This is a genomic window from Streptomyces sp. NPDC006655, assembly GCF_040703965.1.
Taxonomy (GTDB): Bacteria; Actinomycetota; Actinomycetes; order Streptomycetales; family Streptomycetaceae; genus Streptomyces.
Genome location: NZ_JBEYJU010000022.1, coordinates 37737 through 53147, shown reverse-complemented (window position 1 = coordinate 53147; position 15411 = coordinate 37737). Strand labels below are relative to the sequence as shown.

Sequence of the window (15411 nt, the reverse complement as noted above, 5' to 3'; positions counted from 1 at the left end):
AGGCATCCGTATGTCATGTGCGGAGCGGTGTGAACGGTGGGACGGGTGATGCCGACCAGTCGGTATGGACAGATCGAGCCACCACCGGTACAGATGGGGCATGCGTATAGCCGTCACGATCTTCCTCACCGACGAGACCGTCGCCCCCGTCCGCCTCGCCCGTGAGCTGGAGGCGCGCGGTTTCGCCGGTCTGTACCTGCCCGAGCACACCCACATCCCGGTCGAGCGGACCACCCCGTATCCGGCGGGCGGGGAACTGCCGCGCGAGTACGGCCGCACCCTCGACCCCTTCGTCGCCCTCGGCCAGGCCGCCGCCGTCACCGAGCGCCTCGGCCTCGGCACCGGCATCACCCTGGTCGCCCAGCACGACCCGATCGACCTCGCCAAGCAGATCGCCACGCTCGACCACCTCTCCGGCGGCCGTTTCACCCTCGGCGTCGGCTTCGGCTGGAACGTGGAGGAGGCCGCGGACCACGGCGTGACCTGGCGGACGCGGCGGGAGCTGACCCGGGACCGGATGGCCCTGATGCGGGCGCTGTGGGCGGCGGAACCGACCGGGTACGAGGGCGAGTTCGGGAGCGTACGGGCCTCCTCCGCCCACCCCAAGCCGGTGCAGAAGCCGCGCGGGCCGGTGGTCGGTCCGCGCACGCTGGTCGGCGGGGCGGCGGGGCCGAAGCTGTTCGCGCACATCGCGGAGTACGCGGACGGGTGGCTGCCCATCGGCGGGCGCGGGCTGACGGAGTCGCTGCCGGTGCTGCGGAGCGTGTGGGAGGACGCGGGGCGGGACCCGGCGGCGCTCCAGGTGGTGCCGTACGCCGTGTACCCGACGCCGGGGAAGCTGGCGCACTACGCGGAGCTGGGCATCGAGGAGGTGGTGGTGCAACTGCCGCCGGCGGGGGAGGGGGAGGTGCTGGGAGTGCTGGACGCGTGCGCGCAGTACCTGTGAGCGGGGGAGCCGTCGCGGCTGCCGGACCGGGGTGACGGGGGGAGTGCGGGTCCGTCGTGGTTCCTCGCGCAGTTCCCCGCGCCCCTGAGGGGGCGCTCATCGTGGCGCCCGCTTGTCCGCGCCCCTTCAGGGGCGCGGGGAACTGCGCGAACAGCCACGACGCAGCCGCACCCGGCCCCGCACCGCACGCCCCCCCCGGTCCCGCCGGACCCGCGGAGCCCCTACGTATGCTCAAGGAATGACGACTTCCGCGACCTCCGGAACCGGCCCCACCGAGAACTCCATGCGTCGCGCCCTCAAACGCGCCCGGGACGGCGTCGCCCTCGACGTCGCCGAGGCCGCCGTACTCCTCCAGGCGCGCGGCGAGGCCCTGACCGACCTCGCCGCCTCCGCCGCCCGGGTGCGGGACGCGGGCCTCGAAGCGGCGGGCCGGCCCGGCGTCATCACGTACTCGAAGAGCGTCTTCATCCCCCTCACCCGCCTGTGCCGGGACAAGTGCCACTACTGCACGTTCGTCACCGTGCCCGGCAAGCTGCGCCGGGCCGGGCACGGGATGTTCATGTCCCCCGACGAGGTCCTGGACGTCGCCCGCAAGGGCGCGGCCCTCGGCTGCAAGGAGGCCCTGATCACCCTCGGCGACAAGCCGGAGGAGCGGTGGCCTCAGGCGCGGGAATGGCTCGACGCGCACGGGTACGACGACACGATCGCCTATGTCCGCGCCATCTCCGTCCGGATCCTGGAGGAGACCGGCCTGCTGCCCCACCTCAACCCCGGGGTGCTGTCCTGGACCGACTTCCAGCGCCTGAAGCCGGTCGCCCCGTCGATGGGGATGATGCTGGAGACGACCGCGACCCGGCTCTGGTCGGAGCCCGGCGGCCCGCACCACGGCTCCCCGGACAAGGAGCCCGCCGTCCGGCTGCGGGTCCTGGAGGACGCCGGCCGCTCCTCCGTCCCGTTCACCTCCGGGATCCTGATCGGCATCGGCGAGACGTACGAGGAGCGCGCCGAGTCGCTCTTCGCGCTGCGCCGGGTGGCCCGGTCGTACCACGGCGTCCAGGAACTGATCATCCAGAACTTCCGCGCCAAGCCGGACACGGCGATGCGCGGCATGCCGGACGCCGAGCTGGACGAACTGGTGGCGGCGGTGGCGGTGGCGCGGCTGGTGATGGGACCGGCCGGCAACATCCAGGCGCCGCCGAACCTGGTGGACAGCGAGTACGAGCGGCTGATCGCGGCCGGGATCGACGACTGGGGCGGCGTCTCCCCGCTCACCATCGACCACGTCAACCCCGAACGCCCCTGGCCGCAGATCGAGGAACTGGCGGCGAAGTCGGCGGCCGCCGGTTTCGAACTGCGCGAACGCCTCTGCGTGTACCCGGAGTTCGTCCGCCGCGGCGAGCCCTGGCTGGACCCGCGGCTGCGCCCGCACATCGCGGCCCTGGCGGACCCGGCCACCGGCCTCGCGGTCGCCGACGCGGTGGTCGAGGGCCGTCCGTGGCAGGAGCCGGAGGAGGTCTTCGTCGCCACCGGGCGCACCGACCTGCACACCGCCATCGACACCGAGGGCCGTACGGCGGACCGCCGCGACGACTTCGACGAGGTGTACGGCGACTGGGGCGCCCTGCGCGAGGCGGCGGCCCCCGGCATGGCACCGGAGCGCATCGACACCGACGTCCGCGAGGCCCTGGCCACCGCCGCCGACGACCCCACGAAGCTCACGGACGCCGAGGCCCTCGCCCTCCTCCACGCGGACGGCCCGGCGCTGGACGCGCTGGCCCGGATCGCCGACGACGTCCGGAAGTCGGCCGTCGGCGACGACGTGACGTACATCGTCACCCGCAACATCAACTTCACCAACGTCTGCTACACCGGCTGCCGGTTCTGCGCCTTCGCGCAGCGCCGCACCGACGCCGACGCGTACACGCTCTCCCTCGACCAGGTCGCCGACCGGGCGCAGCAGGCGTGGGACGTCGGCGCGGTGGAGGTCTGCATGCAGGGCGGGATCCACCCCGACCTGCCGGGCACGGCCTACTTCGACATCGCGAAGGCGGTGAAGGAGCGGGTCCCCGGCATGCACGTGCACGCCTTCTCCCCCATGGAGGTGGTGAACGGCGCGACCCGCACCGGCCTGTCGATCCGCGAGTGGCTGACGGCGGCGAAGGAGGCGGGCCTGGACACCATCCCCGGCACGGCCGCCGAGATCCTCGACGACGAGGTCCGCTGGGTGCTGACCAAGGGCAAACTGCCCACCGCCACCTGGATCGAGGTCGTCACCACGGCCCACGAGGTGGGCATCCGGTCCTCGTCCACGATGATGTACGGGCATGTCGACCAGCCCCGGCACTGGCTCGGGCACCTGCGCACCCTGGCCCGCATCCAGCAGCGGACCGGCGGCTTCACGGAGTTCGTGACGCTCCCCTTCATCCACACCAACGCACCGGTCTACCTGGCGGGCATCTCCCGCCCGGGTCCGACCATGCGCGACAACCGCGCGGTGACGGCGATGGCCCGGCTCCTCCTGCACCCCCACATCCCGAACATCCAGACGAGCTGGGTGAAACTGGGCACGGAAGGGGCGGCGGAGATGCTCCGCTCGGGCGCCAACGACCTGGGCGGCACGCTCATGGAGGAGACGATCTCGCGGATGGCGGGGTCGTCGTACGGCTCGTACAAGTCGGTACGCGACCTGGTCGCCGTGGCGCAGGCGGCGGGCCGTCCGGCGCGGCCGCGGACGACGCTGTACGGCGAGGTGTCCGAGGAGCGGCGGCTGGCGGCGGAGGCGTCCGACGGGCACCTGCCGGAGCTGCTGCCGGTGCTGGACTGAACGGCCGGGCGCCCGGGTGCGGCCCGGTACGATGATCCGACCTCTGTCGTCTGTACAGGGGGCCTCATAGCGGAGGAGATGCGTACCCGTGGCTGCCCTACTGCCCTCCTGGGTCACGGTCACCGGACTGACGGCGGGGGCGACGGTGGCCGTCGCCTTCCTCGCCGTACAGGCCGACAGGGGGCCGCACCCCACGGCCGCGACGGTCCGGCCGTCGGCGAGCGCGTCGGCGGGCGCCCACCCCTCCGCGTCCCCGGCCCCGGCGAAGGCCCCCGACGTCCCGGCGGCCTCCGGCACCGGCCGCCGGGTCGTCTACGCGCTGGGCGACAAGCGGGTCTGGCTGGTGGACGCGAGCGACAAGGCGACCCGTACGTTCACGGTGTGGCCGGGGACGGTGAGCCCCGACCCCGGCACCTACACGATCTCCAAGACGCTGGCGTCCACGACCGGCTCGGACGGCGTCCAGATCGAGCACATCCTCTACTTCGCCGCGAAGTCGGGCCTGTCGATCGCCTTCTCCAACGCGGTCGACGGCGCCTCCCCGCCCCCTGCCGCCGGCAAGCAGACCAGCGGCATCCGCATGCGCAAGGCGGACGGCGCGGCCCTGTGGACCTTCGGCACGGAACCCGACACCAAGGTGACGGTGGTCAAGTAGGCGTCAGCCGGCGGTGCCGGACGGCCGGACGATCCGCCGCGCGGTCGCCGTCGCCCGCTGCCAGTCCTCCGTCAGCGCCGCCATGGCGGCCCGCTGCCGTGAGGTGAGCGCGGAACCGGCCAGCCGCTTCCTGATCGTCACGACCTCGGAGGGGATCCGCAGCCGCAGCGCGCAGGAGCCGTCCGCCACCGCGGTCGCGATCTCCTGCCTGCGCAGCGCCCCAGTGGCACCGGAGCGCGCGTACGACGCCTTGAGCCGGGCCTGGGCGTCGCTCGGCAGCGCGTAGTGGTAACCCCGGGCCGCCATGCACGTGCTCCACTCGCGCATCAGGGCCCGATAGGCGCCGTCGCGCTGCACCCTGGTGGTGAGCGCGGCGTTCAGGTTCTGGGGGATGACCGCCAGCTCCGCGTACGTGGTCAGGCTCCCGTACAGCCGTCGGCGGCTGTCCGCCTCGCAGCCCTTCACCGAGAACTCCAGGGTGCCCTCCGCCATGCGGAACGTACGCAGGTCGGACGTGCCGCCGCGCAGTGCCGTCATGTAGGCGGCCGCGGCGGCGGCGGGCAGCCGGCGGACGTACGCGTCGTTCGCCGAAGGCGTCTCGGGGGCGGCGGCCGGTGGCTTCTTCCCGGTGGTCGCCGCGTACTGGTCGTACAGCCCGTACCCCTGGCTGCGCCGCCGCCCGAGGTCCACCTGGGCGCTCGGCGCGGTCGCGGCGGCGGACGCGGAGTCGACGACCACGTAACGCAGCCCCCTGGCCGTCATGCAGGAGGCGACGAGCTGGGACTCCGCGCGGGTCAGGGACCGCTCGGCGGCCGGGTAGGTCCCGGAGTCGGTCAGCAGGTCGAGACCGGCCGGCGTGATCACGGGGGTCCGGGCGGCAGCCTGCGGTGCCGAGGTGCCCGCGCATCCCGTGAGCGCGAGAGCACCCGCGGCGACGCAGGCGAGGAGGCCGCCGATGCCGGGCGTACGGAGGGGGGAGGCGGTGGGACGGGCGGTTTGCGGGGTGGCCGTCGGCATCGTGGAGGTGCTCCTGCGACTGGGACCGGCGAGGGGGACGAGCGGTGCCCGCGGTGGGCGACGGGGGGTGCCCGCGACGGGCGGCCGGGGTGGAGCCGGTCGCCCGTCACGGCGTCACCGGGGACGGGGCGCGGTCAGGGCGCCACCCACGAGTTGGACGAGATGACGTCGTTCCAGGCCGCGCTGACGTCTCCGCCGGTGCCCCTGGCGATCGTTCCGGAACTGCCCGAGTAGTTGGCGTCGGTGTACACCACGGCGTTGTCGTTCACGCCGTCGTTGTAGAGCGACGAGGCGCAGTCGTTCCACGTCTTGGTCTGGCAGGTCGAGTGCGGGAAGGCGGTCCAGTTGGCGTTCGACCCGGACAGCTTGCCCGGTCCGTCGTTGTAGCCGGCGTTGACCCAGAAGCACAGGTAGCCGGCGGAGCAGCCGGCGGGGACGGCCGCGGGTTTGGCGACCTGCGCGGACAGGGCCGACGACGCGGAGCCGGCGAGGACGGAACCTCCGGACGAGTCGGCGGCGGCGGTACCGGCCGCCGTGCCGAGCAGCAGGGCGACGCCGGCGGCGACGGCTGACATTCTCTTCATGTTCTCGCTCCCTGAACTGTGGCTGAGCAGGGTGGGGACGGCATGGACGGGATTCACGGTCGCAGAGGTGCCCAGCGGTGGCCACGATGTGTGGCGTGGCCTGAAAGGCACAGGTCAAGGAGGAGGAACCCGATGCTCCAGAAGTTTTTCGGGTTTCGTGGTGTTCAGTCGCGGACGGCGCTGGCCATGCTGGAGGAACCGGCTCCGGACCAGGGCCCATGGGGGTGGGGACCGCCATGCTCCGCATTCACTTCACGGACGTCGATCTCGCCCGGACCCGTGTCGTCCACGAGCCGGACCCGCTGTGGGAGATCGGGCAGAGTCTGCACCGCTTCCAGACCAGGCAGGGCCGCTGGGCGTACGCGCACTGGTACCGCGGCACGTGCCAGCGCTTACGGGAGGGCGGACAGCAGCGGGTCCTGCGGGAGATGCTGCTGCCGCTCTTCCACCGCGGGCCCTACTACCCGGACTTCCTCAATCCGGCCGAGTCGTCCGAGGGGCTGGCGGCGGGCCTGGAGGCCGTCCTCGCCACCCCGGCCCGGCGGGTGCTGGGCGAGCTGCGCACCCTCGCCGAGTTCTCGGGGGCCCCGCCCCGGCTGCCGGAACTGGCCCGCCCGGACGGGCGCGGTGAGCTGGTCCGGGCGCTGCGGGACTACCACGACACCGCGATCGCGCCGTACGGCGAGGAGATCCAGGCGCGCATCGACGCGGACCGGGCCGTCCGGTGCCGGGCGCTGCTGGACGGCGGGGTCGAGGCCGTGCTCGCCGGTCTGGGGCCGGACATCCGCTGGCGCCGACCGGTCCTGCACGTCGGCCATCCCACCGTCGACCGGGACCTCAGGCTCGGCGGTCGCGGTCTGAAGCTCATACCGTCCTACTTCTGCTGGCAGACCCCGACCACGATGGCCGACCCCGCGATGGAGCCGGTCCTCGTGTACCCGCTGCACCAGCAGCCGAGCCCCGTCCGGAGCGCCGGGGCCTCCCTGGCCGCGCTGCTCGGCGGCACCCGGGCCACCGTGCTGCGCGCGGCCGCCGCCGGCGCGACCACCGGTGAACTCGCCCGCGTCGCCGGGGTGTCCGCGTCCTCGATCAGCCAGCACACCACCGTGCTGCGCGACGCGGGCCTGATCACCAGCCAGCGGCAGGCCGCGAGCGTCCTGCACACCCTGACCCCGCTCGGCGCGTCGATGCTGCGGGCGAACGTCGGCTGACGAGGCGGCGGCAGGGCCGGGCGCCCGCGGCCGGCCCGCTCAGTCCTTCCTGGCCGCTTCGGTGGCCGGTTCGGTGGCCGGTTCCGTGGCCGACCGGCCCGACAGCTGGACGACGACGAGCGCGAGGCCGGTGAGGACCAGGACCCGGGTCGCGGCGTCCAGGCCGTTCCAGGTCTTGGACTGCCACATGGAGAACCACTCGCCGCCGATCCCGATGAACCCGGCGCCGAAGAGCAGGACGAGCATCAGCAGACCGTAGGTGGAGACGCGCCGCGCGCGGCCGTCGTCGCGCCGGAACCACAGCACGGTCCCGGCGATCAGTACGAGCGCGGCCAGCGTCTCCCACACGATGATGGCGACGTAGGCGGTGTTCTCGAGCCCCTTGTCCGTGATGGCCCGCCACATCAGGTCGTCGTCCTTGAACGTGGTGTCCATGGCCAGGACGTGCTGGACGAAGGCCTGGTTGGTGCCGAAGTCGGTGATGTTCCCGAAGGCGACGAGGGCGATGTAGAGCGCGACCGTGCCGGTGAGCACGGCGGCGGCAAGCGAGAGCGCACGGGGCGCGTGGGAGGTGGACATGACACCGTCCTTTCCCGGCCCCGGCCGATTACACCCCGACGCCGCCACCGGCGAACCCGTCGGTCTGCGCGCTATTCGGTGTCTTTGGGGTGGCGGGTGGACGCATACACGAGATGGACGGTGTGGCGCGCCTCGTCGACGAGGTAGCGGACGCGACCGCCTGCCGTCACCTCGTCCTCCCACTGGGGGTGGTCGCGACCGCCGAGGTTGCCCGAGGCCAGTCGGCCGCGCAGCCGATGCTGACGGTCGGGGTCCGTTCGGGACACGGGGTCGCTCCGCAGCGCCTCGAAGCAGCGCCGCGTGTTCCCCGGCGCCTCCGCGCCGAGCTCTCCCCAGCCCTTCGCCGCTTCGTTCGTCGCGAAACGCAGGCGCCATTCCCCACCCACGGGCGGCGGGGCGGCGTCGTCGCCGTGCTTGGGGCTCACGGGACGGTCACCTCGCCGTGCTCCTCGTCCGGCAGCCGACGGGTGAGCCGGGCCGTGAGCTCGGGGTCGGCGAGGACGCGTGCCGTGGCGCGCCATTCGACGACGACCCGGTGCAGGTTGGTGTGGACGTCGAGCTGGGCCGCGTCATGGGTGGCGTCGACGAGTTCGGCCACGAACTGCTTCAGCTCGTCCGCCGACAGGTGGCGGACCCACGGGAAGACGGACGGGAGCGCCTGCTGTATGGCTCTCTCGCCGGTGTCACTGCGTACGAGCGCGGCGAGAAGGCGGGCCGTGATGTCCGCCGTCTCCTCGCGCTGCTGATCGTGGCGGGCCGTCGTCAGGTAGAGGTCCTCGCCGTCCCGGCGGGTGATGTGCACGCGCTGGGACCGGTCGAGGGTCTCGGCGACCCGCTTCGAGTTCTTCGAGAGTTCGGAGAAGGCGACCGTGGGGGTGGGCATGATGCGACGATACTTCGGAACGTATTCCGAATTCAATCGCTGCGCTCGCCGGCCGGCTGCCGGGGCCCCTGCCAGACTGGGCGTGGGCCGGCTGCGGGGGTGGAGGGCGGATGGGGTCGACACGGCCGTCGATGCAGGAGCTGATCGGGCGGCGGCGCCGGGCCGGGTTCGTCGGGCGGGCCGAGGAGCGGGCCGTGTTCCGGCGGAACCTCGAACTGCCGCCCGAGGACGAGCGGCACCGGTTCCTGTTCCATGTGCACGGTGACGCGGGCGTCGGAAAGACCTTCCTGGTAAGGGAGTTGGAGCAGCTCGCCCGGGAGGCCGGGGCGCTGACCGCCTACGTCGACGAGGGTGCGGACAGCGTGCCCGAGGCGATGGCGGCGATGGTGCGTCAGTTCGGCGCCCAGGGAAGGCGGTTCAAGGAACTGGACCGGCTGCTGGCCGCGCACCGCGAGCGGCGGCACGAGGCGGCGGCCGCCCTGGCGATGGACGGACCGCAGGACCGGGAGGCACCGTCGGCGGGCAGCCTGGCCGCGGCCCGGGCGGCCCGGGTGGGCCTGGGGATGGTCCCGGTGGCCGGCGCCTTCGCCGCGGCCCTGGACACCGATCTCCTCGCCCAGGGAGCCGACCGGATCCGGGCCCGCTTCCGCAGCCAGGAGGACGTCCAGCTGGTCCTGTCCCCCGAGCGGGTGCTGACCCCGGTACTGCTGGCGGAACTGACCGCGGCCGCCGACACCGCCCCCTGGATCGTCCTCTTCCTCGACACCTACGAGCGCACCGGCCCCTTCCTCGACCCCTGGCTGCACGACGTGATGACCACCGACCGGTACGGCGCCCTCCCCGCCGACGTCGTCGTGGTCACCTCCGGCCAGCGCCCGTTCGACACGGCCCGCTGGGGCGGCTTCGCCGACTTCATGGCCGACGTCCCGCTGCGCCCGTTCACGGAGGCGGAGGCGCGCGGGCTGCTCGCGGACAAGGGGGTGCGGGACGAACCCGTGATCGCGGAGGTACTGCGGCTCAGCGGCGGCCTCCCCGTACTCGTCACCGCCCTCGCCGAACAGCGCCCCGCCGACCCCGACGACGTCGGAGACCCCAGCGCCACCGCCGTGGAACGCTTCCTGAAGTGGGAACCGGATCCCGCACGCCGGTCCGTGGCACTCGCCTGCGCGCTGCCCCGGCGCCTCGACCTGGACGTGTTCCGGGCGGCCGTCGACTGCCCCGCCGAGGAGGCCGAAGCGCTCTTCGGCTGGCTGCGCGGCCTGCCGTTCGTGACCGAGCGGCCCGACCGGTTGACCTACCACGACCTGGTCCGCGACGCGATGCTCCGCCTGCGGCGGCGACGCTCCCCACGGGACTGGACCCGCGACCACGAGGCACTCGCCGAGGCCTACGGCCGCTGGCGCGCGGAGGCGGCGCACGGGCTGCGCCCCGGCGCGGAATGGGATCACGAACCATGGCGCGCACTGCTCCTCGAGGAGACCTACCACCGCCTGTGCGCCCGGCCGCAGACGGCACTCGCGGAAGCGCTCGGCACCTTCCTGCCGGCCTGCGCCGCGGACCCGGCGGTCGGCCGCCGCTGGGCGGCGACCGTGGCGGAAGCGGGCACCGCCGCCGACGCCCCGGCCGTACGCGACTGGGGACGCCGCCTCACCGAGGCCCTCGCCGACGGGGTGACCGGCGCCGTGGACCTGCTCCTCGCCTGGCCCGGACTGGACAGCGGCGGCCGGGCGCTGGCCCATGTGGTCCGGGGCAGGGAACTGTGGAACGCCGGTGAACCCGCCCGCTCCCTGGCCGAGTACGACCTGGCGATCGCACTGGATCCGGAGCGGCCGATGGCCCACTACGGCCGCGCCCTGTGCTGCCGGGCCCTGGACGACCTCACCGGGGCCCTCGCCGCCCTGGACCGCGCGGACGGCCTCGCTCCCGGCACCGCGCTGTTCCTCGCCGCCCGGGGCGAGACCCTCCGGCTGGCAGGCCGCTTCACGGAGGCCGTGGCCGAGCTGGACCGGGCCGTCGCCCTGGAACCGGCCGACGCGAGCACCCTCGCCTCCCGCGCCGTGTGCCGGCACGCACTGGAGCAGTACGACGAGGCCCTCGCCGACTTCGACCGCGCGCTGGACATCGACGCGGGGCACCTGTGGGCGCGGGTGCGCAGGGGACGGCTGCGCGGGGCGCGGAACGAGTGGGCGGCGGCCTTCGCCGACCTCGACGAGGCGGTCCGGCGCGCCCCCGACTCACCCTGGATCGCCTCCGAGCGGGGCGACGCCTACCGGCGCGCGGGCCGCTTCACCGATGCGGTCACCGAATTCACCCGGGCCGTCACCCTGTTGCCCGCCTACCCGTCCGCCCTCGCCGGCCGAGGCGTGGCCCTCCACGAACTGGGCCGCGACGACGAGGCGTCGGCCGACCTCGACCGGGCCATCGCCCTGGCCCCCGACTTCACCTGGGCACGGGAGGCACGGGACCGGGTACGCGGCGGACCCCCTCCTGGATGACGCCGACCCGGTGCCGCACGGACGGGTCGCGGCGCACCGCCCGCCGCCCCTGCCGACCCGGTCGAAACCCGGTCAGCCGGGCGCACACAACCCACACCTCGCATACCCAACCGGCCCCTGAACCGACCGTTCCCGGTCGATTACAGTGCTCAGCGCTCGTATGTACGGACGGTGCCCGTGAGGAGGTCATGGTGAGTGCGACGTCGGGTGCCGTCTGGGGGCGTGTGGAGCAGCAGGACTTCCGGAGCAGGGTGCGGGGGACACTGCTGGGAACCGCCGTCGGGGACGCGCTCGGGGGGCCCGTGGACGGGCTGACGCTGGAGGAGATCCGGGGGGCGTACGGGCCAGACGGGATCGTGGATCTCGGGGCCGGGTACGGGCGGCGCGGGACGGTCACGCATCACACGCAGCTCACCCTCTTCACCGTGGACGGGTTGATAAGGGCCCAGGTGCGCAGGGACACCGGCGCCTGGCATCCGCCGACCGACCTGCACCGGGCCTATCTGCGGTGGGCGGCCACCCAGCGCGACTGGGGGCCCGACGAGCGGCGCGAGGACGACGGGTGGCTGGCCCGCGAGGAGTGGCTGTACGCCCGGCGGGACCCCACGCGGTCGTTGCTGCTCGGGCTGGGGGACGAGCGGATGGGGACGCTGGAGGAGCCCAAGAACCCGGAGGACATGGGGCCGGAGGCGGTCGCCAGGTCGGCGCCGTTCGGGCTGCTGGTGGGGTGGGAGCCGCAACTCGTCGTACAACTGGCCGTGGAGTGCTCGGCGCAGACGCACGGGCACCCCACCGCCTGTCTGTCGGCGGGCGCGTACGCGGTGATCGTGCACGCGCTGGCCCGGGGCGACTCGCTCGACGGGGCCGTCCAGCGGGCCCTCGCGCTGCTCGCCGTCCGGCCGGGGCACCAGCCCGTGTCGGACGCGCTCCAGCACGCGCTCGGCGCCGTACGGCAGGGGATGCCGTCCCCGGCGCGGGTCGAGGAGCTCGCCGGGGACGGGGCGGCCGACGGGATGCTCGCCGCCGCCGTGTACTGCGCGCTCGTCGGCGAGGACGTACGGCACGGGCTGTGCCTCGCCGTGAACCAGGCCGGCCCCTCCGCCGTCGCCGGCGCCCTCACCGGCGGCCTCCTCGGTGCCCTGCACGGCGAGACGGCCCTGCCGCCGTCCTGGGTGGCCGAGGTGGAGGGCCGCCCCACGATCCTCGAACTCGCCGACGACTTCGCGATGGAGATGACCCAGGGCCCGGCCCTGCACAGCCCGGTCGGAGCGGCCCCGGGCTGGCTCGCCCGCTACCCACGCTAGCCGCACCCGCCCCCGGCGCCTGCTCAACCGCCCCCCGGCGCTAGCCGCTCCCGCCCCCCGGCGTCGGCTCAACCGCCCCCCGGCGCTAGCCGCTCCCGCCCCCGGCGTCGGCTCAACCGCCCCCGGCGCTTGCCGCTCCCGCCCCCGGCGCCTGCTCAACCGCCCCCCGGCGCTTGCCGCTCCCGCCCCCCGGCGTCGGCTCAACCGCCCCCCGGCGCTTGCCGCTCCCGCCTCCGGCGTCGGCTCAACCGCCCCCGGCGCTTGCCGCTCCCGCCTCCGGCGTCGGCTCAACCGCCCCTTCGGCGCTGGCCCAACCGCCCCTTCGGCGTCGGCTCAGCCGCTGCTCGGCGTCGGCTCAGCCGCCTTCCGGCGTCCGCTCAGCCGGCGCGGTGGGTCTGGACCCCGTCGGGTTCGAAGTCGTAGACGACGTCGTTGAGGCGCAGGCCGTCGACGGCCCCGTTCCACATGTAGTCGCGGCCCTTGCTCACCCCGGCGGTGTAGACGACCGGTGGTGCGCCGCCGTCGTTCAGCGCGGCCAGCAGGGCGCGGAAGCCGCACGGGTGGTCCACGGTGCACTTGGCCGCGGCGCCCGCGCTGCCGGTGAGGTACCAGGTGCCGGTCCTGGTGGCGTCGAGGTAGGGGCTCCACTGGTCCACCACCGGGGAGGGCGGCGGGTTCCACACCATCGAGGAGTAGGTGGTGGCGCGGGCCGCGGCGAGGTTCGGGTCGATCTCGAACCTGATGTTCGGCATGTTCCCGGGGCCGCCGTAGGAGATGTTCTCGCCGGTCTGGAAGACGTGGAAGCCGACCTGGCGCAGACCCAGCACCGGGATGCCGTAGAAGTCGGTCTCGTTGCCGAAGTGGACGGCCTCGCTGGGCGGCGTGAGGGAGGTGGCGCGGTCCGCCACCGAGATGCCGAGGCTGCCCCGGCCGTAGGGCGGTCGCGCGGCCGCCGCCGGCAGGCCGAACGAGCCGAACGGGCCGGGCCGCAGGTCGGCGACGGGAGAGCCGATCGTGTCCCGTGCGATGACGCCCCAGTGGTCCGGGCTGGCCGGCGGCCCCGCCGCGTCGGCGGTGGCCGGAACCGGGACAACGGAAACGACGCTCGCGGCCACCGCCGTGACCGCGAGCGCCGTTCTCCTTCTCACCCCGAAGCGAGCCTTCACACCCACTCCTTCCGTGGTCCGTGCGAGGTCAGCCACGGTAGGGATCACCGGTGCGCCGACCTGTCACGACGCACCAGTTATATGGGGTGATTAATCACGATGGTGGAGCGACGGTCGTCTCTCCGCCGGCCTGGGCCCGGGCCGGGACCGGTACCGCCGCCGCGCCGTCGTCGTCCGTGTTGACGGTCTCGATGATCGCCAGGCGTTCCGGGGTGTCCTCCGGCTTCAGGTAGCCGATGAGGATGTACAGGACCAGGGAGACGGCCAGCGGGACCGACACCTGGTACTGGAGGGGGACCCCGCCGTCGACGTTCCAGTTGATCGGGTAGTTGACCAGCCAGAAGGCCAGCAGGCCCGCCGCCCAGCTGGTGAGCGCGGCCGTCGGGCCGGAGCGGCGGAACGGGCGGAGCAGACCGAGCATCATCGGGATCGCGATCGGGCCCATCAGGCCCGCCACCCACTTGATGACGACCGTGATGATGTCCTTGAAGGTGGGGGAGTTGACCTGGGTCGCCACCGCCATCGACAGGCCGAGGAAGACCACCGTGGTCACCCGGGCCGCGATCAGCCCGGTGCGCGGGCCCCACTCCCGGGCCCGCCGGGACAGCACCGGTGCCGCGTCCCGGGTGAACACCGCCGCGATGGCGTTGGCGTCGGAGGAGCACATGGCCATCGTGTGCGAGAAGAACCCGACGATGACCAGGCCCAACAGGCCGTGTGGCAGCAGCTGTTCGGTCATCAGGCCGTAGGAGTCGGAGCCGTCCGGCTTCTTGGCGTGGACCAGCAGCGGCGACATCCACATGGGGAAGAACAGCACCACCGGCCAGACCAGCCACAGCACGGCGGAGAGCCGGGCGCTGCGCTCGGCCTCCCGGGGGCTGCCGGTGGCCATGTAGCGCTGGGCCTGGTTGAGCATGCCGCCGTTGTACTCGAAGAGCTTGATGAAGAGGAAGGCGAGCAGGAAGACGGTCCCGTACGGCCCGACCAGTCCCTTGCCGTGGCCGTGCAGGGCGGGCTGGTTCCAGGCGTCGAAGAAGCCGATGCTCTTGTCGTTCAGCTTCACCACGACCGCGACGAACATCGAGATCCCGGCCAGCAACTGGATGACGAACTGCCCGAGTTCGGTCAGCGCGTCCGCCCACAGGCCGCCGATCGTGCAGTAGACGGCGGTGATCGCGCCGGTGATGAGGATGCCCTGGTTCAGGGTGAGGCCGGTGAAGACGGACAACAGCGTGGCGATGGCCGCCCACTTCGCGGCCACGTCCACGATCTTCAGCAGCATCCCGGACCAGGCGAGGGCCTGCTGGGTCTTCAGGTCGTAGCGGTTCTTCAGGTATTCGAGCGGGGACGCCACGTGGAGCCGGGAGCGGAGGCGGTTGACGCGCGGGGCGAAGAGCCTGGACCCGATCGCGATCCCGAGCGCGATCGGGAAGGACCAGGTGACGAACGACGTCACGCCGTAGGTGTAGGCGATGCCCGCGTAGCCGGTGAACATCACCGCGCTGTAGCCCGACATGTGGTGCGAGATGCCGGACAGCCACCAGGGCATCTTCCCGCCGGCCGTGAAGAAGTCGCTGACGTCGTCCACCCGTTTGTGCGACCAGACGCCGATCGCGACCATCACGCCGAAGTAGCCGATGAGCACGGCCCAGTCGAGCCCGTTCATGCGCCCCCCTTCCAGGGTCCGCCTTGTGAACTCCGCTCAGCAGGCTGGCACTTCGCATAAGCGGAGCGAGGACGGGGAAGG

The 15411-nt window shown here is 73.3% G+C and carries 13 protein-coding genes; 6 read left to right on the top strand and 7 right to left on the bottom strand.

Annotated features, from left to right (window positions below):
* Positions 1–100 precede the first annotated feature (100 nt).
* The 3 genes from AB0958_RS15505 to AB0958_RS15495 all read left to right on the top strand — a co-directional run bounded on the left by AB0958_RS15505 (position 101) and on the right by AB0958_RS15495 (position 4425).
* A complete protein-coding gene (locus AB0958_RS15505) occupies positions 101–946 on the top strand; it encodes an LLM class F420-dependent oxidoreductase (protein WP_366890936.1) in 846 nt (281 codons plus the stop codon).
* 238 nt (positions 947–1184) lie between these two features.
* Positions 1185–3770, top strand: a complete 2586-nt coding sequence (locus AB0958_RS15500; protein ID WP_366890935.1) for a bifunctional FO biosynthesis protein CofGH — start codon at positions 1185–1187, stop codon at positions 3768–3770.
* 88 nt (positions 3771–3858) lie between these two features.
* Complete coding sequence (locus tag AB0958_RS15495) at positions 3859–4425, top strand: hypothetical protein (RefSeq protein WP_366890933.1); 567 nt, start codon at positions 3859–3861, stop codon at positions 4423–4425.
* Positions 4426–4428: 3 nt separating this feature from the next.
* Here the strand turns inward: AB0958_RS15495 and AB0958_RS15490 are convergent, their stop codons facing one another.
* On the bottom strand, positions 4429–5442 hold the full coding sequence (locus tag AB0958_RS15490) for a hypothetical protein (protein WP_366890932.1): 1014 nt from the start codon (positions 5440–5442) through the stop codon (positions 4429–4431).
* Positions 5443–5576: 134 nt separating this feature from the next.
* Positions 5577–6026: a peptidase inhibitor family I36 protein gene (locus tag AB0958_RS15485; RefSeq protein WP_366890931.1), complete on the bottom strand. Its 450-nt coding sequence runs from the start codon at positions 6024–6026 to the stop codon at positions 5577–5579.
* A gap of 236 nt (positions 6027–6262) precedes the next feature.
* On the opposite strand from AB0958_RS15485, the gene AB0958_RS15480 reads away from it, so the two are divergent.
* Positions 6263–7237, top strand: a complete 975-nt coding sequence (locus AB0958_RS15480) for a helix-turn-helix domain-containing protein (RefSeq protein WP_366890930.1) — start codon at positions 6263–6265, stop codon at positions 7235–7237.
* Between the two features lie 39 nt (positions 7238–7276).
* On the opposite strand, the gene AB0958_RS15475 is transcribed toward AB0958_RS15480, so the two are convergent.
* The 3 genes from AB0958_RS15475 to AB0958_RS15465 all read right to left on the bottom strand — a co-directional run bounded on the left by AB0958_RS15475 (position 7277) and on the right by AB0958_RS15465 (position 8699).
* Positions 7277–7816, bottom strand: coding sequence for a DUF2165 domain-containing protein (locus AB0958_RS15475; protein ID WP_366890929.1), 540 nt, complete (start codon positions 7814–7816; stop codon positions 7277–7279).
* Between the two features lie 71 nt (positions 7817–7887).
* Positions 7888–8241: a hypothetical protein gene (locus tag AB0958_RS15470; RefSeq protein WP_366890928.1), complete on the bottom strand. Its 354-nt coding sequence runs from the start codon at positions 8239–8241 to the stop codon at positions 7888–7890.
* On the bottom strand, positions 8238–8699 hold the full coding sequence (locus AB0958_RS15465; RefSeq protein WP_366890927.1) for a prevent-host-death family protein: 462 nt from the start codon (positions 8697–8699) through the stop codon (positions 8238–8240). Before AB0958_RS15465 ends, AB0958_RS15470 begins: the two co-directional genes overlap by 4 nt.
* A gap of 110 nt (positions 8700–8809) precedes the next feature.
* On the opposite strand from AB0958_RS15465, the gene AB0958_RS15460 reads away from it, so the two are divergent.
* Positions 8810–11194 (top strand): tetratricopeptide repeat protein, encoded by a 2385-nt coding sequence (locus AB0958_RS15460; protein WP_366890926.1) that lies wholly within the window; start codon positions 8810–8812, stop codon positions 11192–11194.
* A 191-nt stretch (positions 11195–11385) separates the two neighbouring features.
* Entirely contained in the window at positions 11386–12498 is a 1113-nt protein-coding gene (locus AB0958_RS15455) for an ADP-ribosylglycohydrolase family protein (protein ID WP_366890986.1), read from the top strand.
* Between the two features lie 377 nt (positions 12499–12875).
* On the opposite strand, the gene AB0958_RS15450 is transcribed toward AB0958_RS15455, so the two are convergent.
* On the bottom strand, positions 12876–13664 hold the full coding sequence (locus AB0958_RS15450) for a hypothetical protein (RefSeq protein ID WP_366890925.1): 789 nt from the start codon (positions 13662–13664) through the stop codon (positions 12876–12878).
* A 94-nt stretch (positions 13665–13758) separates the two neighbouring features.
* Positions 13759–15330, bottom strand: a complete 1572-nt coding sequence (locus AB0958_RS15445; RefSeq protein WP_366890924.1) for a sodium:solute symporter family protein — start codon at positions 15328–15330, stop codon at positions 13759–13761.
* Between the last annotated feature and the right edge of the window lie 81 nt (positions 15331–15411).

What these genes read in the sequence shown, in the direction of transcription:
- AB0958_RS15505 (WP_366890936.1), top strand. Translation starts at nt 101, where the DNA reads ATGCGTATAGCCGTCACGATCTTCCTCACCGACGAGACCGTCGCCCCC.
- AB0958_RS15500 (WP_366890935.1), top strand. Translation starts at nt 1,185, where the DNA reads ATGACGACTTCCGCGACCTCCGGAACCGGCCCCACCGAGAACTCCATG.
- AB0958_RS15490 (WP_366890932.1), bottom strand. Translation starts at nt 5,442, where the DNA reads ATGCCGACGGCCACCCCGCAAACCGCCCGTCCCACCGCCTCCCCCCTC.
- AB0958_RS15485 (WP_366890931.1), bottom strand. Translation starts at nt 6,026, where the DNA reads ATGAAGAGAATGTCAGCCGTCGCCGCCGGCGTCGCCCTGCTGCTCGGC.
- AB0958_RS15480 (WP_366890930.1), top strand. Translation starts at nt 6,263, where the DNA reads ATGCTCCGCATTCACTTCACGGACGTCGATCTCGCCCGGACCCGTGTC.
- AB0958_RS15475 (WP_366890929.1), bottom strand. Translation starts at nt 7,816, where the DNA reads ATGTCCACCTCCCACGCGCCCCGTGCGCTCTCGCTTGCCGCCGCCGTG.
- AB0958_RS15465 (WP_366890927.1), bottom strand. Translation starts at nt 8,699, where the DNA reads ATGCCCACCCCCACGGTCGCCTTCTCCGAACTCTCGAAGAACTCGAAG.
- AB0958_RS15460 (WP_366890926.1), top strand. Translation starts at nt 8,810, where the DNA reads ATGGGGTCGACACGGCCGTCGATGCAGGAGCTGATCGGGCGGCGGCGC.
- AB0958_RS15445 (WP_366890924.1), bottom strand. Translation starts at nt 15,330, where the DNA reads ATGAACGGGCTCGACTGGGCCGTGCTCATCGGCTACTTCGGCGTGATG.